The sequence below is a fragment of the Mucilaginibacter sp. P4_C11 genome (assembly GCF_056402115.1).
This window is the reverse complement of sequence record NZ_JBFUIA010000036.1, coordinates 1-26,555: the sequence shown is the minus strand read 5'-3', so window position 1 is coordinate 26,555 and position 26,555 is coordinate 1. Positions and strand designations below refer to the sequence as shown.

The window sequence follows — 26,555 nt, the reverse complement described above, 5'->3', positions numbered from 1 at the left end:
TATTTTGTTAAAATAATTACAAATGCGATATATAACAACTAAAAAAAACATAATTAGCGTTTATATTTGATGATATGCAAACTATAAGGATAACCACATCACAAAACATTGATATTGACTACGAAGTTGCCGGCCTGGGCRAACGTATTGTTGCTTACCTGATTGACATGGCCATGTTTATAGTGATATTCATTGCTGCAATGATCGTGATGTCGATGTTAAACATCCTAAATTCCGAAGGCGCACTAATTGGCGTTTTGGTGATTATATATGCATCACTATACGTGTTTTATGATTTGGCTTGCGAAATTGCCATGAACGGGCAAAGTGTTGGTAAGCGCATCATGAAAATAAAAGTGATAAGCCTTGACGGAGCCCGGCCAAGGTTTAGCCAATACTTGTTACGCTGGCTGTTCAGGATCATTGATTTTTTCCCCGGCACAATGCATTTGTGTGGGTTGATAAGTGTAGCCGTATCTGATAAATCGCAGCGCGTAGGCGATATGGTTGCCGGTACTACACTCATCCGCACCCAGGCACGTACAAAAATCAATAATATAGCTTTCAGCCCCTCTGCCGATGATTACCAGCCGGTTTTTGCTGCTGCTGCCAGCCTTAACGATAAAGATATTGAATTGATAAATGAGGTAATAAACAGCTACATTAAAAATCGCAACAGCGTGTTGGTGTTTAATATGGCACAGCGCATCAAAGATCTTTTAGGGATAACTCCGCCAGCCGAAATGAACGATATGTTGTTTTTGCAAACTATTATAAAAGATTACAGCCACATTGTAGCTCAGGCAGATGTGCTGTAATGTAGGTAAATGCCATACATTTTAATGCAGTAACTGATAAGTACTATACTGCCAACAATCATAAACAAGATTTTTTTTACCGCGAACTTTTTGGTGTCGAGTTTAAAATAACTATCGGCGATGCCGTAAGCAAAAAATAAAATGAGGGGAATGGCAGGAGGGTATAATACAAGGCTTTTATGTAAATCGCCTTGTACAAGGGCAACTACGGAACGCTGAAAGCCGCAGCCAGGGCAATCAATCCCCGTTAAATATTTAAATGGGCAGGGTATTAAATGATTTTGCAGCCAGTGGATAAAACCCAACTGACTGCAAAATAATGGTAATGTGCTATAATTAGGCAGCATTAAGCTTGCGGTGGCGTATTAGAATTAAACGGATCCTGATAATCTTTTGAAGGATCATATGGTTGGAAGCCCGCAAAACCAGCACCTGCGGGGCCTATGTATTGATACTTTCCGAAACCCAGAATCGGGAAGAATATGTAAGGTAACAGAATCATGCCAACGGTAAAGCCCTCACTTTGCCCAAAACTTTTACTCAATAAATTCAAAGCCCAAATAGCAAAGATGAAACTGGTACATGGAAAAAATATTACAATTAACCACCACATTGGTTTCCCGATAATTTCTAGTAAGACAATTAAATTGTAGATGGGAATTAATGAAGCCCAGCCAGGCTTGCCTGCTTTTTCAAATATCTTCCACATACCAATAGCGCAAATTACACCAGCTATAAGCCCGGGAATCATAAAGATACCCATAATAGCAAAAATAAAAGGCGCCCCGGGATTTGACGGATCGTAGTTTTCCATGTTTTTAAGGTTTGAGTGTTTTTATAAGTTTTAGTTGTTGCAAAATATAAATTTTTTAAACAAAAATTAAGCGCTCCATCATATTTATTACAAAGCTTGGTTAGCTTATTATTTTTAAATTTGACGCCAATGGTAAGGGAGCAAATTTCGGTATTTGATATGTTTAAGATAGGGATAGGGCCATCAAGCTCGCATACCCTTGGGCCCTGGCGTGCCGCCCAGCAGTTTGTACTATCGTTGCAACTACAGGAGGTGCTGCCGGTTGTTAACCAGGTGCAAATACTGCTTTATGGCTCTTTAGCAAAAACAGGCAGGGGGCATGGCACTGATATTGCCGTACTGCTGGGCCTAAGCGGAGATGATCCCGTAACTTTTGAGGTTGACCAGATTACCCCGAAAATTGACCATATTGCCTCTTCGCATAAATTGATATTGGGTGGGGTTAAAGAAATTGAATTTTCGGTAATTGACGACCTGCTGTTTTTGTTTAACGAAAGTTTGCCTTTTCACCCTAATGCTGTCACTTTTCAGGCGTTTTTGAGTAATGGCAAAGCTGTATCCGAAACGTATTACTCCATAGGCGGAGGGTTTGTGGTTAAGGACGGCGCATCAGCCCAGTCAAAACATGAGGTCGATCTGCCGTTCCCGATTGATACTGCTGCCGATTTATTGCATTGGTGTATAAAAACCGGCCTTCGCATTTCAGAAGTGGTTATGGAAAACGAACTGGCCTGGCGTAGCGAACATGAAACGCGTACCGGTGTACTCCATATTTTTAATGCGCTAAAAGAATGCATGTACCGTGGCTGTCATACTACCGGTCAGTTACCCGGGGGATTAAATGTTGCCCGCAGGGCTTTCAAACTAAATGCCAAACTACTGGGTAACCGGCCTTACAATAATTACGAAGAGTGGATTATCGCTATACGGCAAACGGGTGATAGTTTTAAAAATATATTGGATTGGGTAAGCTGCTTTGCGTTGGCGGTGAATGAGGAAAATGCTTCATTTGGCCGTGTAGTTACCGCACCTACAAACGGCGCTGCCGGTGTTATCCCGGCAGTGTTGCAATATTATATTGTTTTTTGTGAGGGTAATACCGATGAGAAGGTCATCCAGTTTTTACTAACTGCATCCGAGATTGGCAGCATCTTTAAAAAAGGGGCTACGATATCCGCAGCAATGGGCGGTTGCCAGGCCGAAATTGGCGTTTCGTCTGCCATGGCTGCTGCCGCGTTAACAGAATGCCTGGGCGGCACCCAGCGACAGGTACTCATGGCTGCCGAAATAGCCATGGAACATCACCTTGGCCTTACCTGCGACCCTATTGGCGGCCTGGTGCAAATCCCCTGCATCGAGCGCAATACCATGGGGGCCATAAAAGCCATTACGGCCTCACAGTTAGCGCTGCAAAGCAATCCCGAAAAGGCCAAAGTAAGCCTTGATGCCGTAGTAAGAACAATGTGGCAAACCGCGCTGGATATGAATTCTAAATATAAAGAAACATCAGATGGCGGGCTGGCCATTAATATACCTATCAGCTTGCCCGAGTGTTAGGTAATGATGTGCAAATGTGCAGATTTCAGATATGCAAATGATAGATAAAAAAGTATGTGGTCAAAAGGGTTGATTTCGGAGGCTTGAAGGAGCATCATTTACTCAACATTATATTTGTATACAACTCTGCCCATATTACCGTCGGCATCAATTCCTTCCACGGTTACGCGGTAAGTGCCCTTGGTGTCGGCGTTAAAATACTCAAAGTCGGTAGTGCCTTTGTCAACAATAACGGTTGGGTTCCAATAAATGGTTGTCCGCAAATCGGGCTTTGAGTTGCTTTCATTGATCTTATCATATTTGGGCGAATAAAACTCCCTTGCCTTGTATAATCCGTTTGATTGGTAGGTGATAACATCGGGAGTTGATGGTTTGATTACCGCGCCCGAATGTTTCCTTGAAATCAGGTAAAGTACTTCCCTTGCACCTGTTGTCATATCCATTTGCCCGGTTGTTCTTATCACTTCGGCACTTTCAATATCTGTTAGTAATACGGTGCTAAAAATGGCAGGGTCAATTATACTTCCGTCAAGCTTTACCATCATTGGTGGCGGGTTTGGGTAATATTTAGCTATAGATCGTGCAGTATAAAAGGAAGCGCCTTCTGCCGAGCTCCTCATCTCGATACCACGCAGGCGTACGCCCAAAAAAGTACTCAGGCTTTCTCCGGTCGGCTCTTTCGGAAAATCGTTTATCACCTGGTCGGGATGTTCTGCATGGCTAAAAATGTCTTTTGGCGTATCCTTTTTGTCTTTTATCACTACTTCTTTAAGCTGTATAGTGCGCTTATCTAAGCTTAGTTTGAGTTGTTGTTTAACCTGCTTTTGGTAGGTAGTTAGTTCTTTTATCGTATCCTTTTCGCCGGTTGCATTTCTAAATATCAATGATTTATAATCGGATAGCGTATCAAGCACAACCATTACATTTTTTTTATCCTTATCAGTGCGGGCCTGTATTACGTACCGGGCACTATCCTCAGGAAGCCTGTTAAAGCTGAATTTTCCGTTTTCATTGGTTACGGTATCCAACATAAAAATGCCCGCTTTGGTTGTTAACAGCTTTACTTTGCCGTTAGGTACCGGTTTGCCATCTAAGGTTTTTACGTATCCGGAAATCTGCAGTGATTTTTCGGCTTCAAATAGCGGTTGTTGATCTTTATTAGCTAAAACCTGTTTCCATTCAAAACGACGATAACCTTGCGTAAGCATCAAAATATCCAGGTCGGCCCGGGTTTTATCGGTTATATCAGTAAAGTAATAGTTGGGCTGCTCGATATACCCTTTAATATCCGAAGTAAGTAGCAAATTGTTCAGGATCGTGTTTTCTGACAATTCATCCACAGGTGTAAAATCTTCGTTGATCACAGATACCGAAAAGCTTCCGGTAATATTGCTACCATTGGCGGTTTTAGCATCTAAGCTAAGTTGTACCTTTTGCCTGGCTGTTAAGGGTTTGCTTACCGGTGTTATGTTGAGTTTGAGCGCATCGTTATTTTGGATAAAGACTACACGTTCGTTAAGCGGCTCGCCATTAGCAGCAAATAGCGTAAATCGTGTTATACCCGTCGGGAAACGTTTTTTATCGATAACAGTATTGAAGCTTTGTGCCGCCAGCCTGAAGGCGGCTGTATAAAAAATTTTACCACCCGATTGTGCAAGCAGGTAATAGCCTGTGCTTTTTTGAGTTTCAAATAATTTATTTGAGGCAACTATGCGCACACTTAAACTATCTGCCTGTGTATTATTAATGGCGATGGCAAAACCATCGTCACGTGCTTTTGGTAAATCAAAGCTATACCGGCTACCATTTTTACACGTTATTTTAACTTTATAAAGTTTGCCTGCTGTTGGTGTAATAGCAAATACCCCCATCCCCAAATGACGGGTTTTAAATTCCGCTACTTCATTGTCGTCATTATCTGTTACTAATCCTTCCAGGTCTTCGCCCAGTCCTTTTTCATCTACCGACTTTACAGCTACTTTTGATCGCAGGCCGTTAATGAGCAGGCCTCCCTCCGGGAAAAACTGCACATCGGGCTTAGCAGTTATATTTTGTTTTTTTGCCTTTACCGTTTGTAAATCGCCTATGCTTATCTGTTGGCTAAAGAAATATGCCGGATCATCGTTACGCATCCAATTAGTATACGCCCTTAATTGATATTTACCCGTTTTTAATAAGGCGGGCAAGGCAATATCGCCCCAGCCTATGCCCGAGCTTAAAGGCATGGCCATCCGGCTTATTACCGAATCTTTTGCCGTAAGTAATTCAACATGCACCACATTGCTGATTGCCGATAAGGAGTGGTTTTCGCCGGTTACTACATAAGCCTTAAACCAAATGGTATCGCCGGGCATATACCCTTGTTTATCAAAGTGCAGATGAACTTTCTCTACCGGATTTGCCAATAAATATTTTTCGAGCGAATTAACCGTGCGCGCCAAAAATGCCGAATCAGTTTGGGCAAGGCTGTTCAATGTGCAAAATAAAGTAAACAGGAAAATGAAGGTTAGGCCAAGTTTCATAAAAAAAACAATAAATTCAGTATTTGAGGGATACGCAATAAATTAGCTGCCATCACCCCGATTTACTCCACCCGATAATTAAAAACCTGCCGGCCAAGGTTACCCTCAACATCAATCCCTTCAATTAAAATGCGGTAAGTGGCTTTTGCATCGGCATTAAAGAACGAGAATGTGGCATTGCCATCTTTGTCCGTTATAATATTAGGTTTCCAGTATATCGTTGAGCGTAAATCCTGCATCTGTGTATTGGTTTTAGGATCGTCATATGCCGGCGAATAAAATTCGCGGGCTTTATAATATCCCTTTGGTGCATAGGTTACTACACCCGGCGCATAGCGGTTGTAAACAGAGCCATCGCCGCCCCGCCTGGTAGTGATAACCAAAACGCCACCGCCGCCACGGAAACCATAAATTGCCGTATTGCCTATCGTACGTAAAACTTCCACCCCTTCAACGTCACTTGTGGTTAAGTTATTTAAATAATCGCCTTCAACCTCAACGCCATCAACCATAATGGTCATGGGTTGGTTTTGGCTGCGGGTTGAGTAGGGCACCCCATTTTTGAAAATCACCCCAAATATTTTCATTTGTAAGGCATTGGTAAACGTGCCACCCATGTTTTGAAAGTCCTTGTAAGTAAGTACCTGGTCGGCATTGCCGGCACCATTTAAATTGTTAGAGTTTTTAATCAGGTCTTTTTTATCCTTCACGTCTTTTATAAACACTTCTTTTAAAACAATGGTATGGTTGCCAATGCCATATTTAATATCCTCATTAAACTTGCTTTTACTGTTTTTAAGGTACACTGACTGTCCATCGCTGATGTTTACCTGTACATCGGGTGCGTTTTTGTTTTTGCCAACGGCTTGCGGGGCAATATTATCAAGCTCAATTTCCAGGTTTTTGCGGTCTTTGGCCGTGCGTGCCTGTACTACAAAACGAATGCTGTCCCTGAACACCAGGTCTTTAAAAACAAAGTTTCCTTTGTCGTCAGATACCGTATCGAGAATAAAAATGCCTCCTGATGTGGTGAATAAAGTCACTTTACCACCCACAACCGCCTTGCCGCCAAAAGTTTTCAAATGGCCCGATACCTGTAAAGTTTTTTCGGGTTTGTAAACTATAGGGCTAAAACTGTCATTCAATATTTTTTTCCATTCAAAACGGCGATAGCCCTGGGTAAGGAGCAGGGCATCAAGGTCGGTTTGGGCGCTTGCGTTGTGAAAGTAGTAGCCTGGTTTTTCGATATAACCTTTTAAATCGGATGTAAGCAGGATGTTTGATAAAATGCTTTCTTCTGCCGTTTCATCAACCGAAATTTTCGACAGATCCACAATCGCGGCGGAGAAGCTGGCGCTTACAGGTTTATCCTCTACGTTTTTGGCGTTCAGGCTAATGGTCACTTTTTCACGTGGGGCATACTTCTTCTTATCGGCAGATAACGACAGTTTTAAATCGTCGTTATTTTTTACAAAAACCAGGCGCTCGTTTAGCGGCTCGCCCTTATCTGAAAATAAAGTGAATTGCACAATACCCGAAGGGAATTTGCTTTTGGGTACTTCGGCGGTAAAAGTCTTTCCGCCATCGGCACTGTTGCCTGCGTAATAAATCTCGCCGCCCACCTGCGCTACCAGCAAAAGCCCGGCTGTAGGTGTAGCACTATCTAACAAATCTTTGCCCGGCAGTATTTTAATCAAAATATTGTCGTCATATGAATTGTCAATAGCTAAGGAGTACGCGTTATCAACCGCCTTGGGCAAATCAAATATTCCTTCAGTTCCGTCGGGATAGGTAATGTGTGCCTTGTAAGTTTTTCCCGTTGTCGGCAGAAATTTGAAAACACCCATACCCAGGTGAGTACTATTAAAATTGGCAGTTAACTGGTTTTGCTCATCTACTATAGTACCCTTTACATCTACCCCCAAACCATCGGCGCCAATAGCCTTAAATGCTATTTTTGAATTTACCCCATTAATAAGGCTGCCGCCTTCGGGAAAAAACTGAACATCAATTTTGTTGGATACTGCCTTTATGGCAATGGCTTTCTCGGCCATTTTCTTCTCGGCATATTTAATGGTGGTTAGTATTTGGCCGGTGGCGGCTAAATTGTTAGTTGTATTTATAAAGCTTGCATCAATATTGCCTTTATCATCAGTAATCCCCTTGCCTTTAAAAACGGTTTTCCCGTTTAGTTGTATGTGATAGCTTACCTCTTTAGCCACATAAGGTTCGCCGTTAATGTTGCTATAGCTAATAAGTGCGCTTACCTTTTGTTTGCCGTTTTGAGTGGAATAAGTAAACGCAGTTTTAGTAAAAACGTTATTGCTGATGCTATTTGTAACGGTGATGGTTTTATCAAAAAAATAAGCATCGCTTTCGTTACGCATCCAGTTGGTATAAGCGCGAATGCGGTAGTTGCCTTCTTTCATCGAATCGGCAAGGGCAAAATCGCCGCTGGCCAGGCCGCTGATAAGCGGGAGTTTGATGCTTCGTTTTACAGAGTCGTTTTCGTCAATCAGGTCTACATTCAAAATCTCACTTAGTGCCGAGAGCTGGTGTTTGCTGCCGATAGTTACATAAGCTTTAAACCAGATGTCATCGCCAATGGCATAACCTGGTTTATCAAATTGCAGGTAAACTTTTTCCTGCGGATGCTCGGCCCGCCATTTATAAAGCTGGTCGACCATTTTGTGCAGCAGCTCTTCGCCCGGCCCTTTAAAACTCAATATAGCTGTAGCAATAACAGTTATCAATAAACCGGTAAAAAGACGTTTGTTTTTCATCAGGTAAATAATTTTCAATCTACGGAAAATATTATAATAATATTATAACAAGTGTGTTACGGGAAGGGAGGCAGGCGGTTTAGGTTTTACGTTATAAGTTTTACGTTGAAAGAACGGAGCTTAAAGTTATGGTTTTTGTTTTTCATGGGTAAAGGTTTTGGATAGTTGGCGGTTTGACTGTTGGTTTAGGTAAAGGTTTAATCGGTCAGAAAAAAAAGCGAACGTATTTCTTATAACTAAAGGTTAATTAGCCAAAAACACGTACAACGTACCGCGTCCAACTTACAACGTCCTAAAACTTATTCTTCCACATCATACTTTCAACCGGGCGGGTGGTAGGGTTGTTGTATTTGGCGTTGTTTTTGGTGTTATACAGGGTTTCAATTTCGCCTTCAACAACAAAATATATCAGCTGGCCAATGGGCATGCCGGCGTATACGCGCACGGGTTGGGCGCATGATATTTCAAGTGTCCAGGTGTTGCAAAAACCAACATCGCCTTTGCCGGCTGTGGCGTGTATATCAATACCCAAGCGGCCGGTGCTCGATTTTCCTTCCAAAAAGGGTACATGTTTATGGGTTTCGGTATATTCTACCGTTACGCCCAGGTAAAGGGTGTTGGGCTGCAGTACAAAGCCCTCTTTAGGTATCTCGAAGGCATCAATCTCGTTATGTTTTTTGGCATCAAGTACCCTATCGCGGTAAGTAGCCAGGTGTTTACTCAAATGCACATCGTAGGAGTTTGTGCCAAGTTGCTCACGCGCAAATGGTTCAATAATGATGGTCCCTTTTTCTATTTCTTCGAGGATGCGCTTATCAGATAATATCATAGCAAAATTTGATGAGGGGCGAAAATATGACTAATTACCGCAACAGGCAATAGTAAACAACCAAACATTGTTGAAATTGATTGTTGAATAGAATTTGGTATACAGTTAATTAAAAATCAATCGTTTATGAATATGATATGGCAATTATTATAATTAAATTTATTTGGCATAAGTTTGCGTCCGATTTTGCAATTTTACTTTTATGGCGATAGCGTACCGGCAGCGTATTGATGATGATACTGAGTTTGCACTCTGGAAAATAGAGGAGCAGGCTGATGACCTGTATAAACAATTGCAATTGGATGAAGCCGAGAAAGCGTATGTTGAAAAGCTAAGCCATAGTAAGCGTTACCTTCACTGGTTGGGTACCCGCGTATTGTTGCGTAAAATGCTGAGTACTGATGAGTATATTGATTGCAAAGTTGACGTACATGGCAAACCTTACCTGGTAAACCTGCCATACCATATCTCGCTGAGTCACTCGTTTGATTATGCCGCGGTGATGATCAGTAAAACTCATAAGGTAGGCATTGACATTGAACAGATAAAAGAAAAAGTTGAGCGTATAGCCCCTAAGTTTATGCGCCCAGATGAGCTTGCTTTTATTGGCGAGGATAAAAAAATAGAACACCTTTATGTTTGCTGGTGCGCCAAAGAAGCCGTTTATAAATGCAACGGGCAAAAAGAGGTATCATTTGCCGATAACATTTTTTTAGAGCCTTTTAACTTTGAACACCACGGCGTGCTAAATGCCAATTTGCATAAAAATGAACTTAATTTAGACTACACAGTTGGCTATATGCAATATTCTGATTATATGATTGGCTACGTAAAAGAAGATAAGTGATGAAGAATAAGAAAGTATTTTTCCAGGATTGGGGCCTGATAGATTACCAGCAGGCCTGGGACAGGCAGGAAGACCTGTTTGCTGCAACGGTAAAAACCAAGCTTGATAACCGTAATAACGAGCTGGCTTATGCCGAGGCAGCTAAAACATTGGTGCCTGCCGATGCATTTGACCCCTTTGAAGCCGACGAAACCTTCAATTACCTTGTTTTTTGCGAACACCCCCATGTATATACCTTAGGCAAAAGCGGCAAAGCCGAACATTTACTATTGGATGAAGCCGGCCTGGAAGAAAAACATGCGGTTTACTATACTATTAACCGCGGCGGTGATATTACCTATCATGGTCCGGGGCAGATAGTATCATACCCGATATTGGACCTGGATAATTTTTTTACCGATATTCACCTGTACCTGCGCACGCTGGAGGAGGCTGTGATATTGACCCTTGCCGATTATGGTTTAAAGGCCGGCCGTTACCCAGGTTACACCGGTGTTTGGTTTGATGCTGATAACAAAAAGGCCCGCAAAATTTGCGCTTTGGGCGTGCGGTGCAGCCGTTGGGTAACCATGCATGGGCTGGCATTTAACGTAAATCCTAACCTTGATTATTTTAAAAACATTGTGCCTTGCGGTATTGATGATAAAGCTGTAACCTCGATGCAGCAGGAACTTGGCTACGAGGTAAATATAAATGAAGTAAAAGAAATCCTTAAGCACCACATTTCCGTATTGTTTGATATGGAGATGTTGTCATGAAAGCACTATTTTTAATTTTATTTTCGATAAGCGCGCTAACAGCGTGCTCAAAAAAGACCGATCAGATGCAAAACAGTAATAGCGGGCCTATTCCGCCCTCAACAGGTACAGTACCGGTAACGGGCACTACCACTGATACCCTGAGCTACCTTGCACTTGGCGATTCATATACTATAGGGCAGTCTGTTACCGCGGCAGAGTCGTTCCCTTATCAGCTTGCAGCCGTTCTGCCAGGGTTTAAAGTAACCGAACCGACGATTATAGCCCGCACCGGATGGATAACCGACCAGCTAATAGCTGCGATTAAAAGCAGCACTATCAATGATAAAACTTATGATTTTGTAACCCTGCTTATTGGTGTTAACGACCAATACGGAGGCTATAGTAAAGATAACTACCGTGTGAAATTTGCGGAGGTTTTAAAAATAGCCATTAAGTTTGCAAGAGGCAATAAAAAGCATGTATTTGTTTTATCTATTCCGGATTACGGTGTAACGCCCTTTGCCAATGGCAATGATGCCGTTATCGGTCCCGAAATAGACCTGTTTAATGCCATCAACCTGGATGAAAGCAAAAAGGCAGGGGTTAATTATGTAGATATTACCCCTATATCAAAGCAGGCAGCGTTTGATCTTACCCTGCTGGCCAATGATGGCTTGCATCCATCTGCCAAAATGTACTACCAGTGGGTATTAAAATTGATACCGGAAATGCAGGAGCAGCTAAAAAAATAGGCCCGGGTTTAAGCCGGTATTGATCGGTTTAAACCCAGGCCCGGTAATAAATTGTTAATTTTTATTAAGAAAAAACTTAGTCCAAAAATCGGTTGATTTGGATAGTTCGCTGCGGCTGCCTTCGGCACCGCCGCCGCCAAAGCCGCCTCCGCGACCGCCTCTGCCTCCACGTCCGCCGCCACCTCCCATACCGCCGCCCCGTCCTCCGCGACCACCGCTGCCGGCCATGCTGCCACCTTGCCGTTCACCATTGTTTTCCGTTCCGTCGCCTTTTGGTTTTTGGATGCCGTTTATTTTAAAATTGAAAGCCCATTCGGTTTTAAATTGATCATCAGCATGAAAAAAACTCAGCGGTATGGCCATTTCATAAATGAGATTGCCTTCGGCATCATAATCAATGGCAGCTTTAATTCCGTAGGTATTTGAGGTAGTGATCATGTCGCCTTCAATATCTTTAAACCCAACCACCTTAATATCGCGCAGCTTGGTTATGCGTTCGCGCTGCAAATCGTCGCGGTCTTGCTGGGTAACTTCGGTATTGTCGTCGGGGCGCTTGCCAAAATCGGGTTTGCTGCCCGGTTCGGCTAAGGGGAAGGTGAGCGAGAAGCTTTCTTTCTTTTTACCTTTATTATCAATGCTTAGGGTGATGCCTGCATTCAGCGTGCGCATCTGATCCATTTTATCGGTTATTTTGATGGCGGCGTAAAGGGTTGCCTGGTCATTAGCCAAAGCGTAGTTTAGTTTCCGGTCTTCGTTAAAGTAGCGCAGGCTATCGCCCCAATCTTTGTCATCACCGTCTATTGTTATGGTTGGAGGTGGGGCTTGTAGCCTCGTCGGGCCGTTTTTTGATGCCTGTGCGTTTGCCGTGGCAATGGCAAAAACTTGTACTGCTAATGGGATGATAATGCAAACAGCGATTTTTTTCATGATGTTTAGATTGTCCGGTGTGTAGCAGGCACACCGTTGGGGTATGTTTTTAAGTGAATTGAACACGATTTTACTATTTTTATTATTGTTTTTGAGTAATTTTGTAGTTACGTATGCCAACTGAAACACAGGAAGAAACATTTACCCTCGAAGAATTACTGGCAGGACTTAAGGAAGTTCACCGCCTGATATTATGGAACGATGATTTCAACACGTTTGACCATGTGATCCATTGTATGATGAAGTACCTGGATTACTCCGAATCGCAGGCCGAGAAAATTGCCTGGAAGGTACACAACGAAGGCAAATGCGCAGTGTTGGAAGGCTCGTTTACCGAAATGGAGATATACCGTAAAATTCTTCAGCAAGAAGGATTGACCGTATCGGTTGATTAAATTTTTGACAGCACTTCAGGAATTGTATCTTGCCTTATATGAAAAGATACGCCATACTCCCCACCATAGTTTTATTGCTGTTGTGCCTGGTAACGTACAACGTTAAAGCACAAAACAAAAATCTTAAACTGATTTTTATACGGCATGCCGAGAAGCCTGCTGATGGTGATAACCTTTCCTGTATAGGCCTAAATCGTGCCCTTAAACTTCCTGAAGTTTTGAAAGCCAAATTTGGGTTGCCCGCTCAAATTTATGTACCTGCACTGCATCTAGGTAAAACAACCCCAAGAGCAAGAATGTTCCAGACTGCTTCGCCCTTTGCCAGCAAATATAACTTACCTGTTAATACCAAGTTTGAGGAGGAAGACGCCAAAGACCTGGCCGATGACCTGGAAGGCAAAAAAGGCACCATCCTGGTTGTTTGGGAACACAACTATATTAAACCGGTAATAAAAGCCCTGGGCGTTAAAGTTAAAGGGATGGATTGGCTCGATGACGATTACGATAGTATATGGATTGTAACCTTTAAAAATGGTGAACCAGTTTTAACAAAGGATAAAGAGGGGATAAAGCCGGTAGGGAATTGTAGTTTGTAGGTTAATAAAATCGTCATTGTGTGTGACCACCAGTCTACGCTGTAAAAAACAGTAATAACATATATGGGTATCACAGCTTTCTCGAGACCGTCATTGCGAGGTACGAAGCAATCTCCAAACTATGCAGCGAAAGCTATTTGGGTACTCCCAATAGATAGTTGTAACGACAGCATCGGCCCGCTCAATTGCCGCGGGAGGGCTGTTACTTTGTCTTGATACAAAGTAACCAAAAATCAAGTCATCAGAAATGCTTCTTTGCAGCACTGGCCTTTGCCCTGCAAAACGGCCAAAACCTGGGCTGGGATTATTTTGCCGCCGGTGCACTTAGCCCTACACTGCAAAAACTCCCTATGCTGTTCTGCTGACGATTTGAGGACGACGAAAGTCTTGGCAAAAAAAACGTATTTTTATAATCAATTATTCGCAATGAGGGGTGGTAATAGCACGATAACAAACAAAAAAGGTGCCTATCAGAGCACCTTTTTAACTTATAACAATATCCTGATTATCCAACCAAATAATTCCAGCTGTGAGTATCTTCGGCACGGCCGTATTTAATGGCATCAAGGGTGGCCAATACTTTTTGCGAAAACTCGCGTGTTTTTGGATCGCTCAGGAAATACTCCTCGCCATCAACACTGATAGAGCCTACTGATGCTATGGTTGCGGCTGTGCCTGCGCCAAAAGCATCAGTCAGTTTGCCGGTTTTGGCGCCTTCAATAATTTCGGCAACCGAAACTTTGCGGGTTTCAACCGGGATGCCCCACTCTTTGGCCAAAGCAATAACTGTATCGCGGGTTACGCCATCTAAAATGGTGTCTTTTGCTTCGGCGGTTATCAGTTTGCCATCCAGCATAAACATGGCGTTTGCGGCACCCATTTCTTCAACGTATTTATGTTCTTTGGCATCTGTCCATATCAATTGGTCAAAGCCTTCTTCTGCCGCTTTGCGTGCGGGCAGCATCGAACTTCCGTAGTTACCTGCAGCTTTTGCGTAGCCCATACCGCCTTCGGCAGCGCGGGTGTAATAGGTTTCAATTTTTACGCGCAGTGTTTTTGAAAAATACGGGCCAACCGGGCCGCACAATACCATGTATTTGTAAGTTGCCGATGGCGTTACGCCCAGGTAAGGGTCTGTAGCAAACATGAACGGGCGGATGTATAAAGCATGGTTTGGTTTTGATGGCACCCAGTCGCGGTCAAGGTCAACCACGGCGGCCATACTTTGTAAAAATATTTCTTCGGGCAGGGTAGGCATACAAAGCCTTTCTGCCGATTTGTTAAAACGGATAGCGTTTTTATCAGGGCGGAAAATGGTAACCTTTCCATCGGCATGTTTGTAGGCTTTTAAACCTTCAAAAAATGACTGGCCGTAATGTAAGGCCGAAATTGCCGGGCTTAAACCAATCTCGCCGTAGGGAACGACCTGCAGGTTTTTCCATTCACCATCAGCATAATCGGCCACAAACATGTGGTCAGAAAATGTTTTTCCGAAAGGTAAGTTGTCAAAATCCGTTTCTGCTAAACGGGAATGCGTGGTCTTGGTGATCTTGATGTCCAGCGTCTCTGTCATGGCCTTAAAGTATTATTTATTAGAAAACGGCAAGTTAGGGATTTTTTTAATGAGTTAAGTTAAGGAATTGATACTAAGTGTGTTTTTTTGACGGAGGGTTGAAGAGTTATTAATTCTTCTTTAAGAACTTTTGATTTTTTATAACATCATATCCAAGTAAACCTTTGTCGAGCGTGAGTATGACTATGTCAAGATTTTTAAGGTTTGAGGTGTCACATGAAAATACCAGATCTCTTTGCACCTCTTCATATTCAACTTTTATATTAAGGATATAACAGCCATTTCTATTACTATAGGAATGCTCTGAATGTAAAATAGGCAAGGTTACAGAATATATGTCTCCTTTTCCCCAGTAAAAATTGACGGCCATAAAAAGGGCGGCAACTACGCCTCCCCAGGAAATTGTATTAAACACATATTGCCAGAGTAATCCACTTCCGTCTAAAGTTTGCCGAAGGGTGTTAAGAAAAAACGGTGTTGAAAGTACCCCGCTAATAATATATAAGGAAACAGGGATGTATATTGGAATGAATGTTTTTTGATAAACATGTATTTCAAATATGGTTGACGCCAATCCAATAAAAAATAGTATAGTAAAAAATATTTTACTATGTTGATTGTCGACTTGTTTGAGAGGAGCAATGTGTTTTTTCACAAATAAGTACTGATTGAAGAGTTCTAATTTTAAGCGCAGGGACTTACTTTCTGTAGATAGCAAATCGAGATCAGCGCTAATCGTTCTTGATTTGCCCCGTGCCTACCTAATTGATGTAAGGTTATCTTTATAAACAATCTTCCCACCCGGCCCTAATTCTAAATTACCGCCATTTACCACCCAATCTTTTACATCATCAGATATTCTCCAGATGCTGTTCAATTTATCGAGCCTTTTATCAATTAAACGTGATACTCTTATGCCCCAATTTTTATGCTTCTGCCTTAGTGCTTCATGTTCTACCCATCCGGCCTTATAAAAAATACGACCGGGCGAGATCAATGTTGGTGTTCTTTTACAATCGGTAAATTGTATGATGGGGTCTTTGTAATAATCAAACATAAATCGATCTTTGTTATCGCCTTGATTTAATTTAAATCCTTTCGGTTCTCTAAATTCATTTTTTAGCCAGAGTATAAAGCGATTGGAATCTATTGAATCTGTAATTTGGGTAACGGGTTCCGGTTTTTCCGCCTCAAAAGATTCTCCGATAAAGATGTCAACTTCGCCTGTATCGATAAGGACGTTCAATATACTTATCGTTTCGTCACGGGTTATAAAAAAGTTTAATTGGCTCATTGATGTGTAAGGGATTCAGGTTTGGCTTGAAGACTTACGAAGTTTTTAAAACTTCGTAAGTCTGGGAATATTCGCTATGCAATTCAAAAGTCTCCCCCTTCAGGGGGAGATTTAGAGGGGGCTTCCTTACACCGTCAATTTCTTATACTTAATCCTCTTCGGCGCAACATCACCTAAGCGTTTCTTGCGGTTTTCTTCGTAGTCGGAGTAGTTACCTTCAAAGAAGTAAACCTGCGAGTTGCCTTCAAAAGCAAGGATGTGGGTGCAAATACGGTCGAGGAACCAGCGGTCGTGGCTGATCACTACGGCGCAGCCGCCAAAGTTTTCAAGGGCTTCTTCCAGCGCACGTAAGGTGTTTACGTCGATATCGTTGGTTGGCTCATCCAGCAGCAATACGTTCGACCCTTTTTTGAGGGTGATAGACAGGTGCACCCGGTTACGCTCACCGCCCGATAATACGCCTACTTTTTTCTGCTGATCGGCGCCGTTAAAGTTAAACTTGGATACGTATGCACGCGAGTTTAAGGGTTTGTTGCCCACCATAATGGTTTCCAGCCCGCCGGTTACGTTTTCCCAAACAGATTTGTTGGGGTCAAGGTCGTCGTGCATCTGGTCAACATAACCTAAGGCTACCGTCGGGCCTACACGGAAGGTACCTGCATCTGGCTGGTCCTGCCCGGTAATCAAGCGGAACAACGTGGTTTTACCCGCGCCGTTGGGGCCTATGATGCCCACAATACCTGCGGGAGGTAACGAGAAACTCAGGTTATCAAACAATAATTTATCGCCGTATGATTTACTTACACCATTGGCCTCAATCACAATATTACCCAAACGCGGGCCTGGGGGGATAAACAGTTCCAGTTTGTCTTCGCGTTCCTTGGTTTCTTCGGATGCCAGTTTTTCGTAATTGCCTAAACGTGCTTTTGATTTGGCGTGGCGGCCTTTTGGTCCCATGCGTACCCATTCCAGTTCGCGCTCCAGGGTTTTCTGGCGTTTGCTTTCGGTTTTATCTTCCTGGGCCAAACGTTTGGCTTTTTGATCCAACCATGAGGAATAATTTCCCTTCCATGGGATTCCTTCTCCACGGTCAAGCTCCAGGATCCATCCGGCAACGTTATCCAGGAAATATCTATCATGCGTCACGGCTATAACGGTACCTTTATATTGTTGTAAATGTTGCTCCAGCCAATCTATCGATTCGGCATCCAGGTGGTTGGTAGGCTCATCTAACAGTAACACATCCGGTTCCTTTAATAAAAGGCGGCACAAGGCCACGCGGCGGCGCTCACCTCCCGATAATACCGAAATTTTGGTATCCGGCTCCGGGCAGCGCAGGGCGTCCATGGCGCGTTCCAGTTTGGTGTCCAGTTCCCATGCGTTTACGGCGTCAATCTGGTCCTGCAATTCGCCCTGGCGGTTCATCAGCTTGTCCATTTTATCGGCATCGCCATAATACTCTTCCAGGCCAAATTTTTCGTTTATCTCTTCGTACTCCTTTAATAAGGCCGTGGTTTCGGCAACGCCTTCTTCCACAATTTCGCGTACGGTTTTCTCAGGATCAAGCTCGGGCTCCTGGCTCAGGTAACCAACGGTATAGCCCGGCGAAAAAACAACCTCGCCTATATTGGTTTTATCAATGCCTGCAATAATTTTTAATAACGATGATTTACCCGAACCATTTAAGCCGATAACGCCGATTTTGGCGCCATAAAAAAACGATAGGTAAATGTTTTTTAATACTGTTTTTTGCGGGGGATAAACTTTGCTAACCCCAGCCATTGAAAAAATGATCTTTTCGTCTGCCATTATAATTGATTTGAAATGCTGATGTTATGCTATCGTTTAAACAAAAATAAAAAGGTGTCATTTCGAACGAGCCTGGGGGCCTGGTGCTCAGGGGTGAGGAGAAATCTTGTACGCCATGCCTGCGAAATACAAAGCACACTTGGCAAGTTGTTTAAGATTTCTCCTCGTACCTCGTTCGAAATGACATTTTTCTTATCTTAAGGTTTGTCTTGCACGAATAGGATGAATATCGCAACAAATATGAGTAAAATTGATGGATTCGCTTAAAAAACCGGTGGCAGAAAAAATATTTACTGCCAAATACAAATCCATGTTACTTTATACATACTTGTAAGTATTTAATTGCGTTTAACACAGTAAAATGGCAACTGTTTTGCTTGTATTTGCGTACATATAGATGAACACAAGGTAAATATTATGTTAATGCCTTTATGGCATATGTTATGACGAAATGCCTGTTTTGTTGCTATCGTGATAATTTATTAACACAATGTTTAAACTATTTTGAATTTTTTGTATCAAAATGGTGAGTTTCGTTCGTATATTGTAAAAATATTAGGTGATTGTTGGATTTTTTGATAAAAATTATTGTTTAAACCCAAACTTTAATAGCTTGCGTATCATATCAATGTCTGTTTCTGCAAAGTGTTAAATGTTGGCAATATTGTTGATAAATGTTAAACCGTGCGTCGGGTTTGTAAAAACAAAATTTATAGATTGCGGCGTTCATAATAATTGAAAGGTATATATGGAAGCTAAATTTTCGCCGAGGGTTAAAGATGTCATTCAATACAGCAGAGAAGAGGCATTGCGCCTTGGGCACGACTATATAGGAACAGAGCATCTTTTACTGGGCCTCATCAGGGATGGTGATGGCGTAGCAATTAAATTGCTGAAAGGTTTGAACGTTGATACTGCAAAGCTTCGCCGTGCTGTGGAAGATGCCGTTAAAGGTACCATTGGAACCAATGTACACATAGGCAGCATCCCCCTGACCAAGCAAGCCGAAAAAGTATTAAAAATTACTTATCTGGAAGCCAAAATATTTAAAAGTGATGTAATTGGAACCGAGCACCTGCTGCTATCTATATTACGCGATGAGGATAATATCGCATCGCAGATATTGGTACAGTTTAACGTAAACTACGAGGTGTTTAAAGGTGAAGTGGAATCACATAAAAACGATGTAACCGACGAAATGCCCGGATCACCAACCGGCGGCGATGACGACTTTAAAGAAGAAGAATCATTCAGCCAGCCTAAAAAGGTATCTGACATTAAATCAAAAACACCGGTGTTGGACAACTTTGGCCGCGATTTAACCCGTGCCGCCGAAGATGGGAAACTTGACCCGATTGTAGGGCGCGAAAAAGAGATTGAGCGTGTATCGCAAATCCTGTCGCGCCGTAAAAAGAACAACCCTATACTAATAGGTGAGCCGGGTGTGGGTAAATCGGCTATTGCCGAAGGCCTTGCACTGCGCATTGTACAGCGTAAAGTATCGCGTGTATTGTTTAACAAACGCGTGGTAACGCTTGATTTAGCTTCATTGGTAGCAGGTACAAAATACCGTGGCCAGTTTGAAGAGCGTATGAAGGCGGTAATGAACGAACTGGAAAAATCTCCTGATGTAATTTTATTTATTGATGAAATTCATACTATAGTTGGTGCAGGTGGTGCCTCTGGCTCGCTTGATGCATCAAATATGTTTAAACCTGCTTTGGCAAGGGGCGAAATTCAATGCATTGGCGCAACCACTTTAGATGAGTACCGCCAGTACATCGAAAAAGATGGCGCTTTGGATCGTCGTTTCCAAAAAGTAATGGTTGAGCCAGCTACCCCTGTTGAAACTATCGAGATACTAAATCGCATTAAAGAGAAATACGAAGAGCACCATGGTGTAACTTACACCCCGGAAGCTATCAATGCCTGCGTTAACTTAACCACCCGTTACATTACCGATAGGTTTTTACCGGATAAGGCTATCGATGCTTTGGACGAATCGGGGTCGCGCGTTCACTTAACCAATATCCATGTGCCTCAAAATATACTGGATATTGAGCAAAAGATTGAGCAGATTAAGATTGAGAAAAACAAGGTTGTAAGAAGCCAAAAATACGAGGAAGCTGCCCAGTTACGCGATACCGAAAAGAATTTGATTGCCGAACTTGACCAGGCTAAAGCCATTTGGGAGGCCGAAACCAAATCAAAACGTTATACCGTAACCGAAGATAATGTTGCCGAAGTAGTATCTATGATGACCGGCATCCCTGTACAAAGGGTAGGCCAGGCAGATAGCCAGAAGCTATTGAATATGGCAGATACTGTTGCCAGCAAAATTATTGGCCAGGACGATGCTATCAAAAAGTTAACCCGTGCCATTCAACGTACACGTGCCGGCTTAAAAGATCCTAAAAAACCAATTGGCTCGTTCATTTTCTTAGGCCCAACAGGTGTAGGTAAAACCGAACTTGCAAAAGAGCTTGCCCGCTTTATGTTTGATACCGAAGACGCGCTGATACAAATTGATATGAGCGAGTACATGGAAAAATTTGCGGTATCACGTTTAGTAGGAGCGCCTCCGGGCTACGTAGGTTACGAAGAAGGTGGCCAACTGACCGAAAAAGTACGTCGTAAACCATATGCTGTAGTGTTGCTGGATGAGATTGAAAAAGCTCACCCGGATGTATTCAACATATTGTTACAGGTATTGGATGAAGGCCAGCTAACCGATTCATTGGGCCGCAAGGTTGATTTCAGGAACACCATTATCATCATGACATCGAACATCGGCGCCCGCCAGTTGAAAGACTTTGGGCAAGGTGTAGGTTTCAGCACCAATGCTAAAAACTTACAGGCCGATACACATTCAAGAGGTGTTATCGAGAACGCTTTGAAACGTGCTTTCGCCCCTGAGTTTTTGAACCGTATTGACGATGTTATCGTGTTTAACTCATTAGGTAAAGACGAGATATTCAAGATCATCGATATCGAACTGGCATTCCTGTTTAGCCGTGTAAATGGCCTGGGATACAAAATCGAGCTTACTGAAGCCGCTAAGGAATTCATTGCCGAAAAAGGTTACGATTCGCAATTTGGAGCACGTCCGTTAAAACGCGCTATCCAGAAATATTTGGAAGATCCAATTGCCGAAGAGATACTGAAAGGTGAATTGAGCGAAGGTGATATTATGAAAGTTGATTTCGACAAAGAAACCAGCCAGATCACCATCATCGACGAAAAAGGCGAAAGCAAAACCCCAACCGAAGAGGAAACCAAATAAGTAAAGCCTTATTTAAAAATACAACCCCGTTTGCACAAGCAGGCGGGGTTTTTTGATGGAGGAGGTTAATTAATATCGGCCTCGGGTGTATAATCAACCGGCAGCAATTCTGCAATACGCTTTACGCCAAAATCACCTTCATAGGTCACGCTGTGAGGATTTATGATAATGCCGTTGTTATCAAAAAAGGCATAGGGCTCATCAAACGTGACAACAGTTACAGGATTATCTGGAGGCACGCCATCAGGCAGGTAAACCAAATTATAACCGTATGTTATACGCTTTTTGGTATATATCACATAAAGACAATCCTTAAAACCTAAAGCAAATATGCCGGGCTTATCGGCAAGGTTCACAAAATTGTTTCTACTTAAAGGCTCTTTCAAAAATAAAGTTTGGATATACTTAATCCCTTTTTTTTGAAGATATTCAGGTGCAGTGCTCCTTTCTAATCTCAAAGTTTTAAAACCATCTTCGCTAAGTCTTCCGGCAATGGCAGCCCTCAAAAAATGCATGGATGAGCCGTTGTAAGCGTCAAGCCTGTTTTTTTTCCATTTAGTTTGATCGGCGTTGGTGCCTGTTAATGGTTCAAATACTGATATGCCTTCAAAATAGAGGATATTCTGCGCATCATAAGTGAATTTGGAGAGTTTATATTTTACCCTATATCCCAGGGCTTTATTTTCGATAATCAAAAAATCATCTGTAGATGCGGTTAGCGTTTTTGTCTTTTTATTATATTCTACATCTACAACCTCCGGATTTATAATGGTGCACTGTCTTGAATAATCAGATTGGCCTAAAAAGTAATATAAAAAGTCGCCAAGGTCCCGTTGCCTGTTAAGATTGGGCTTTACTGCTACCTCCTGTAGTAGTATTGTTTTGGGCGAGATGCTGATTTTAGGCAATACGATATGATGACTGTCAACTGATAACGGCTGGCTATGCGTTTCAAATCCCAGTATGGTTACTATCAGATCATATTGGCCTGGTTTAACGTTACTAAGGGTGTAAGAGCCATCGTCGGCTGTTTTATCACCCACTATAGCATTATTTAAAAAAACACTGACGTTTGATATCGGTTTTTTATCGTCGGCATTTATGATTCTGCCCGTGATTTTTATTTGCGAAAAACAAGCAAGCGGAAGAATCAGTAATAAGAGTAAAGGTTTTAGCATGAATAAAGCTAACCAATAACTTTTATTTTATACATAGCCCATGGTTACCATATATAGGATTTATTTAGCAACCATGGGCTCATAATCCACCGGTAACAACTCCGCAATCCGGCTTTTGGCCCAATCGCCTTCAAATACGATACTGTGCGGATTGGCGATAATGCCGTTGTTATCAAAAAAAGCATAAGGTCCATCAAATGCAAGGATGGTGACCGGGTGGTTTGGGATCTCGAGCGGATGATAAACAGATAGGTCGGTTTCTTCCCTTTTTTTGGTGTAGATGATATACAGGCAGTCGGGAAAGCCAATGGCAAATAACCCGGGCTGGTCGGTAGGGTGGGCAAAGTCTGGCGGGCCCAGCGGTGGTTTGGTGTATAGCGACTGGCTATATTTATAGTTGTTATTACCCAGCCGCCCTTCTTTATAATCGGGATTGGGCTTGCGCACAAGCCGTAAAACCTGGAAGCCTTCCTTATCTGTTTGGCTGCTGATAACCGAACGTAAAAAATGCATAGACGAGCCAAGATAAGCTGCCTGCCGCTGTTTTGCCCACTTACGCTGCTGCGATTTACTTCCTTTCATTTCCTGGAATACCGAGAGTCCCTCGTAATAAAAAAAGCCTTTGGCATCATAACTGAATTTTGAAAGTTTATACTTTATCAAATAACCCAGGGCCTTGTTTTCAACCTCGATAAAGTCGTCATTACTGGTGGCCGACAGGATCATCGTTTTGGTGTCGAAATCAACATCCACAACATCGGGGTTCAGGATTTTACACAGGGCGGCATTATCTGAAGTGCCCAGGAACAATCGTTTAAAATCGGCATAATTGCGTTGCCGGTTTGGGTCGGGCCGGATATTAACTTCCTGCAGCATGATTGTTTTTGGAGCCAGCGAAATATCAGCGAGCACAATATTAGCCGCGCCCGCCATCAGCGTAACGCTATGAGTTTCGAAACCAATGGCAGTAACAATAAATGTATACTGGCCGGGTTTTACATTGCTGAGCGTAAAAGTGCCATCGTCGGCAGTTTTATCGCCAACTATGGTGTTGTTTAAAAATACACTGGCATTGGCAATTGGCTTTTGGTCGGCAGTATTAATTACTTTGCCGGTAATTTTTATTTGCGCTACGCAAACTCCCGGTATCAGCAACAAGAGCAAGGCAAGGGTCTTTAGCATAGATAAATTAAACTAAAATTTTAGTTATTTCAAAATGCTTTTATTCGCGCCTCGTAAACGGCCGGTGATGATGTTAAATTGTATCTTTATAGCCTATAAATATGGGGGAATTCATTGTTTTATTTGGTAATGCCGGTAAATAAAAAGGTGATCTATAAGTGGCTGTTTGCGGTTTCGGTTATACTGAACCTGGTTACGGTGGGCTATTTTATAGATCGCAAAGTTTATTTTGGTTACATGCGCCGCCATCAGTTTGAAAAGCAAAAATGGAACGCGCTTTTTAGCACGCAAACAGATAAACAGGAAATTATATTTATTGGCACAAGCTTAACCGAGGGCTTCGCGTTAAGAAGCACCTTCGATAACATTCACCTGAAAAACATGGGCTTTGCCGGGTTGGAGACTGATGAAATTCTGAAAAACCTGGAAAGGATCATTGTACGCAAACCGCCAAAGATATTTTTAGAAGCCGGGATAAACGATGTACGCAACGGCAAGAGTATGAACGATGCCTACAACAACTTTGTGCAAATGTGCACGTTAGTTAAAGCTGTTTCGCCGGCAACAAGGCTGTACGTACAATCGGTATTACCTACTTTGAGTAGCCAGTTTAACCAAAAGATAAAAGTCTATAACCGCAGGGTGGCAAATTATTGTTTAGCCAACCATGTGGTTTATATAGGTATGTATGATTGTTTTTTAGTTGATAATAAGCTAAACGCGCTTGCTACTACCGATGGTATCCACCTTACTCCTTATGGCTATTATTTATGGAAAATGCAGCTGGAAAAATATATTACTGAATAGTTAATGCTGTTTTTGAAATAAATTATCTCAGATTCCGTTAAACCTTTTTTAATTATATTGTTCTTACAGTATATACAATCGAAACATTATGAAAAAAATCTTGACTTTAATTTGCTGCACAGTGATATTGGCAGCTACATCCTGCAAAAAAGAAACAATTATCGGCCCTGGTGCAACAACCATTTTTACATCAACAACTGGCTGGAGTTTTGACACTGGGATAAATGCTTATACTACCACTATCCCGATGCCCGAAATTGATAGCTATTATGATAAACACGGCGCTGTTTTAGTTTATTTGCAAGATACAGACAACGGAGGCACCACCTATGAACAACTCCCAGATGTATTTGATGGTGTCACTTACCGGGCTGTTTATACGGGGGGAAGCCTTTATATTGATGCGCAAAATGCTGATGGTAGTAAGCTTGCAGCTGCTCCCGGAAAGATTAATATTAAGGTGGTTTTAGTACAATAAGTTCAAAATCTTAACCGACAAAAAAGGAGCCTTGCATCGCAAGGCTCCTTTTTTATTATAGTAAAAGTTAATTATAGTAAATCGTATATCCTGTTCCCAAATTGAGAGTGAAGCCTAGGCTGGAGGCAGTAGGCACTGTTGTCGGTAAAGGTGGTGTAACTCGTTGAGCCAATGCAATTTGTCCAATGCTGAAATGTGTGCCACTGGCATTAACCGTAAAATCATGTACTCCCCTCCCATTTGCATCGTGATAATTAATAGGTAGATTACTGACATTAAGAGGCCCAGTCAAGTTAGAATATTGATAGAAATACACGGAAATATCGAATATGCCGCTATAGGGATCTGTATCTGTAGGGCTTTGCTTTACTTTAGTTGCTATAAGCCTTGCAAAAGTTCCTGGATGAGGCGTGCCTGGAACGGGTTGTATAGTAACTGTATATGATACATATACCGAGCCGGTAATCCCTCCTGTGCCATTAGTTTTTCCCCAGGCATATTGAGTTGGGATCTTAAATGTTACAGTAATTGGATCGTAATAAGTGTTCGTGGCATCAATTTTAAACGTAGTAGGAGTCTGATTTAAAGGATCAAAGTAATGTTGCACGCTGTTCAATGAAATATGAATATACTGCGCGGCATTACCTGGTGCAATTGGATAAGTTATCTGATCGCTGGGAATCGAAATAATATTTGTGAAGTAATAAAAATCAGCCGAGCGATTGTTGTTATACGACTCTCCTACGCCTGTTAATGTAAAAGTTGATCCTGATGCAACTGAGGTAGGTCCGGAAAATGACTGTGCGAAAGCAATTGTATTTAAAAGTACAATGCTAAATAATAAATAAATTTTTTTCATTTGATAGTTATATTTGATAAGTTATCAAATATAACTATTGTAAATATTAATTAATGATTGTGGTGTTATTTTTTTATTAAATTTCTTTTTTATATTAAATACTACATGGATTTGTAATTGTTTAAGCATTTCCAGTTTATTTCATATTATTGAAGTTGAAGCTAACTCCGAATATAAAATACCTCTTTATATTTGAAAAGCTTGTTGTTTCTGTGTATGATGCTCCTATTAGGTTATTGTTATATTTAAATGAATTAAACAAGTCGTATCCTTGAATCCAGATTCTGGCATAATTTTTAAAAATAGACCGCTTTATCAGGCCGTTCGTAGAAAATGAAGTTATGGTATTTATATTATGACTATAGCTTATGAAAGGGTACAAATCGATTTCGAATTTGGCAATGGAGAGCGATAGTTTATCAGAATAACTTAGACTGATTGAACTTGCGGATGACGATTGATAGTAGTACTTAACATAACCTACGGTTATTACAGGGGAAATAGTAATAGTA

The 26,555-nt window shown here is 42.0% G+C and carries 24 protein-coding genes; 11 read left to right on the top strand and 13 right to left on the bottom strand.

Annotated elements, in window-relative coordinates:
- The first annotated feature begins 74 nt into the window (after nt 1-74).
- A complete protein-coding gene (locus AC1DU2_RS25745) occupies nt 75-818 on the top strand; it encodes an RDD family protein (protein WP_477387967.1) in 744 nt (247 codons plus the stop codon).
- Here AC1DU2_RS25745 and AC1DU2_RS25740 read toward each other — a convergent pair.
- Both AC1DU2_RS25740 and AC1DU2_RS25735 read right to left on the bottom strand, forming a co-directional pair.
- Nucleotides 800-1,165 carry a DUF2752 domain-containing protein gene (locus AC1DU2_RS25740; RefSeq protein ID WP_477361025.1) on the bottom strand — a complete coding sequence of 122 codons (366 nt, stop codon included), beginning with the start codon at nt 1,163-1,165 and terminating at the stop codon, nt 800-802. The two genes, AC1DU2_RS25745 and AC1DU2_RS25740, sit on opposite strands and share 19 nt — an antisense overlap.
- Entirely contained in the window at nt 1,165-1,632 is a 468-nt protein-coding gene (locus AC1DU2_RS25735; protein WP_477387965.1) for a DUF5684 domain-containing protein, read from the bottom strand. Before AC1DU2_RS25735 ends, AC1DU2_RS25740 begins: the two co-directional genes overlap by 1 nt.
- A gap of 129 nt (nt 1,633-1,761) precedes the next feature.
- Here AC1DU2_RS25735 and AC1DU2_RS25730 point away from each other — a divergent pair, with 129 nt between their 5' ends.
- Nucleotides 1,762-3,189: an L-serine ammonia-lyase gene (locus AC1DU2_RS25730; protein WP_477387963.1), complete on the top strand. Its 1,428-nt coding sequence runs from the start codon at nt 1,762-1,764 to the stop codon at nt 3,187-3,189.
- A 98-nt stretch (nt 3,190-3,287) separates the two neighbouring features.
- Here the strand turns inward: AC1DU2_RS25730 and AC1DU2_RS25725 are convergent, their stop codons facing one another.
- The 3 genes from AC1DU2_RS25725 to dcd form a co-directional block, all read right to left on the bottom strand.
- A complete protein-coding gene (locus tag AC1DU2_RS25725) occupies nt 3,288-5,711 on the bottom strand; it encodes a carboxypeptidase-like regulatory domain-containing protein (protein ID WP_477387961.1) in 2,424 nt (807 codons plus the stop codon).
- Nucleotides 5,712-5,773: 62 nt separating this feature from the next.
- Entirely contained in the window at nt 5,774-8,494 is a 2,721-nt protein-coding gene (locus tag AC1DU2_RS25720; RefSeq protein WP_477387959.1) for a TonB-dependent receptor, read from the bottom strand.
- Nucleotides 8,495-8,786: 292 nt separating this feature from the next.
- Nucleotides 8,787-9,323: a dCTP deaminase gene (gene dcd / locus AC1DU2_RS25715; protein ID WP_477361036.1), complete on the bottom strand. Its 537-nt coding sequence runs from the start codon at nt 9,321-9,323 to the stop codon at nt 8,787-8,789.
- A gap of 202 nt (nt 9,324-9,525) precedes the next feature.
- Between dcd and AC1DU2_RS25710 the strand changes: the two genes are divergently transcribed.
- Genes AC1DU2_RS25710 through AC1DU2_RS25700 form a run of 3 tightly spaced genes read left to right on the top strand, consistent with a single transcriptional unit; the run spans nt 9,526 to nt 11,662 of the window.
- Entirely contained in the window at nt 9,526-10,170 is a 645-nt protein-coding gene (locus AC1DU2_RS25710; RefSeq protein ID WP_477387957.1) for a 4'-phosphopantetheinyl transferase family protein, read from the top strand.
- Complete coding sequence (lipB, locus tag AC1DU2_RS25705) at nt 10,170-10,928, top strand: lipoyl(octanoyl) transferase LipB (RefSeq protein ID WP_477387955.1); 759 nt, start codon at nt 10,170-10,172, stop codon at nt 10,926-10,928. Before AC1DU2_RS25710 ends, lipB begins: the two co-directional genes overlap by 1 nt.
- Nucleotides 10,925-11,662, top strand: coding sequence for an SGNH/GDSL hydrolase family protein (locus AC1DU2_RS25700; RefSeq protein ID WP_477387953.1), 738 nt, complete (start codon nt 10,925-10,927; stop codon nt 11,660-11,662). The genes lipB and AC1DU2_RS25700 overlap by 4 nt, the downstream gene beginning before the upstream one ends.
- A gap of 54 nt (nt 11,663-11,716) precedes the next feature.
- Here AC1DU2_RS25700 and AC1DU2_RS25695 read toward each other — a convergent pair whose 3' ends face one another.
- Complete coding sequence (locus tag AC1DU2_RS25695) at nt 11,717-12,589, bottom strand: hypothetical protein (protein ID WP_477387951.1); 873 nt, start codon at nt 12,587-12,589, stop codon at nt 11,717-11,719.
- Nucleotides 12,590-12,702: 113 nt separating this feature from the next.
- Between AC1DU2_RS25695 and AC1DU2_RS25690 the strand changes: the two genes are divergently transcribed.
- The 3 genes from AC1DU2_RS25690 to AC1DU2_RS25680 all read left to right on the top strand — a co-directional run bounded on the left by AC1DU2_RS25690 (nt 12,703) and on the right by AC1DU2_RS25680 (nt 13,945).
- Nucleotides 12,703-12,984 carry an ATP-dependent Clp protease adaptor ClpS gene (locus AC1DU2_RS25690; protein WP_147055964.1) on the top strand — a complete coding sequence of 94 codons (282 nt, stop codon included), beginning with the start codon at nt 12,703-12,705 and terminating at the stop codon, nt 12,982-12,984.
- 38 nt (nt 12,985-13,022) lie between these two features.
- A complete protein-coding gene (locus AC1DU2_RS25685) occupies nt 13,023-13,580 on the top strand; it encodes a histidine phosphatase family protein (protein WP_477387949.1) in 558 nt (185 codons plus the stop codon).
- A gap of 212 nt (nt 13,581-13,792) precedes the next feature.
- On the top strand, nt 13,793-13,945 hold the full coding sequence (locus tag AC1DU2_RS25680) for a hypothetical protein (RefSeq protein ID WP_477387947.1): 153 nt from the start codon (nt 13,793-13,795) through the stop codon (nt 13,943-13,945).
- Nucleotides 13,946-14,085: 140 nt separating this feature from the next.
- On the opposite strand, the gene AC1DU2_RS25675 is transcribed toward AC1DU2_RS25680, so the two are convergent.
- The 4 genes from AC1DU2_RS25675 to ettA all read right to left on the bottom strand — a co-directional run bounded on the left by AC1DU2_RS25675 (nt 14,086) and on the right by ettA (nt 18,256).
- Nucleotides 14,086-15,153, bottom strand: coding sequence for a branched-chain amino acid aminotransferase (locus AC1DU2_RS25675; protein WP_477361048.1), 1,068 nt, complete (start codon nt 15,151-15,153; stop codon nt 14,086-14,088).
- Between the two features lie 109 nt (nt 15,154-15,262).
- The gene (locus AC1DU2_RS25670; protein WP_477361050.1) at nt 15,263-15,808 is read right to left on the bottom strand and encodes a hypothetical protein; all 546 of its coding nucleotides are present in this window, start codon (nt 15,806-15,808) and stop codon (nt 15,263-15,265) included.
- A 102-nt stretch (nt 15,809-15,910) separates the two neighbouring features.
- Nucleotides 15,911-16,447: a hypothetical protein gene (locus AC1DU2_RS25665; protein ID WP_477361052.1), complete on the bottom strand. Its 537-nt coding sequence runs from the start codon at nt 16,445-16,447 to the stop codon at nt 15,911-15,913.
- Between the two features lie 126 nt (nt 16,448-16,573).
- A complete protein-coding gene (gene ettA, locus AC1DU2_RS25660) occupies nt 16,574-18,256 on the bottom strand; it encodes an energy-dependent translational throttle protein EttA (RefSeq protein WP_477361054.1) in 1,683 nt (560 codons plus the stop codon).
- A gap of 748 nt (nt 18,257-19,004) precedes the next feature.
- Here ettA and AC1DU2_RS25655 point away from each other — a divergent pair.
- Nucleotides 19,005-21,539 carry an ATP-dependent Clp protease ATP-binding subunit gene (locus AC1DU2_RS25655; RefSeq protein WP_477361056.1) on the top strand — a complete coding sequence of 845 codons (2,535 nt, stop codon included), beginning with the start codon at nt 19,005-19,007 and terminating at the stop codon, nt 21,537-21,539.
- 65 nt (nt 21,540-21,604) lie between these two features.
- On the opposite strand, the gene AC1DU2_RS25650 is transcribed toward AC1DU2_RS25655, so the two are convergent.
- Together AC1DU2_RS25650 and AC1DU2_RS25645 are read right to left on the bottom strand one after the other, a co-directional pair.
- On the bottom strand, nt 21,605-22,717 hold the full coding sequence (locus tag AC1DU2_RS25650; RefSeq protein ID WP_477387945.1) for a carboxypeptidase-like regulatory domain-containing protein: 1,113 nt from the start codon (nt 22,715-22,717) through the stop codon (nt 21,605-21,607).
- A gap of 60 nt (nt 22,718-22,777) precedes the next feature.
- Complete coding sequence (locus AC1DU2_RS25645; protein ID WP_477387943.1) at nt 22,778-23,899, bottom strand: carboxypeptidase-like regulatory domain-containing protein; 1,122 nt, start codon at nt 23,897-23,899, stop codon at nt 22,778-22,780.
- Nucleotides 23,900-24,028: 129 nt separating this feature from the next.
- On the opposite strand from AC1DU2_RS25645, the gene AC1DU2_RS25640 reads away from it, so the two are divergent.
- Nucleotides 24,029-24,706, top strand: a complete 678-nt coding sequence (locus AC1DU2_RS25640; protein WP_477387941.1) for a GDSL-type esterase/lipase family protein — start codon at nt 24,029-24,031, stop codon at nt 24,704-24,706.
- A gap of 88 nt (nt 24,707-24,794) precedes the next feature.
- Nucleotides 24,795-25,184, top strand: coding sequence for a hypothetical protein (locus AC1DU2_RS25635; RefSeq protein WP_477387939.1), 390 nt, complete (start codon nt 24,795-24,797; stop codon nt 25,182-25,184).
- A gap of 67 nt (nt 25,185-25,251) precedes the next feature.
- Here AC1DU2_RS25635 and AC1DU2_RS25630 read toward each other — a convergent pair whose 3' ends face one another.
- Complete coding sequence (locus tag AC1DU2_RS25630; protein ID WP_477387937.1) at nt 25,252-26,043, bottom strand: hypothetical protein; 792 nt, start codon at nt 26,041-26,043, stop codon at nt 25,252-25,254.
- Between the last annotated feature and the right edge of the window lie 512 nt (nt 26,044-26,555).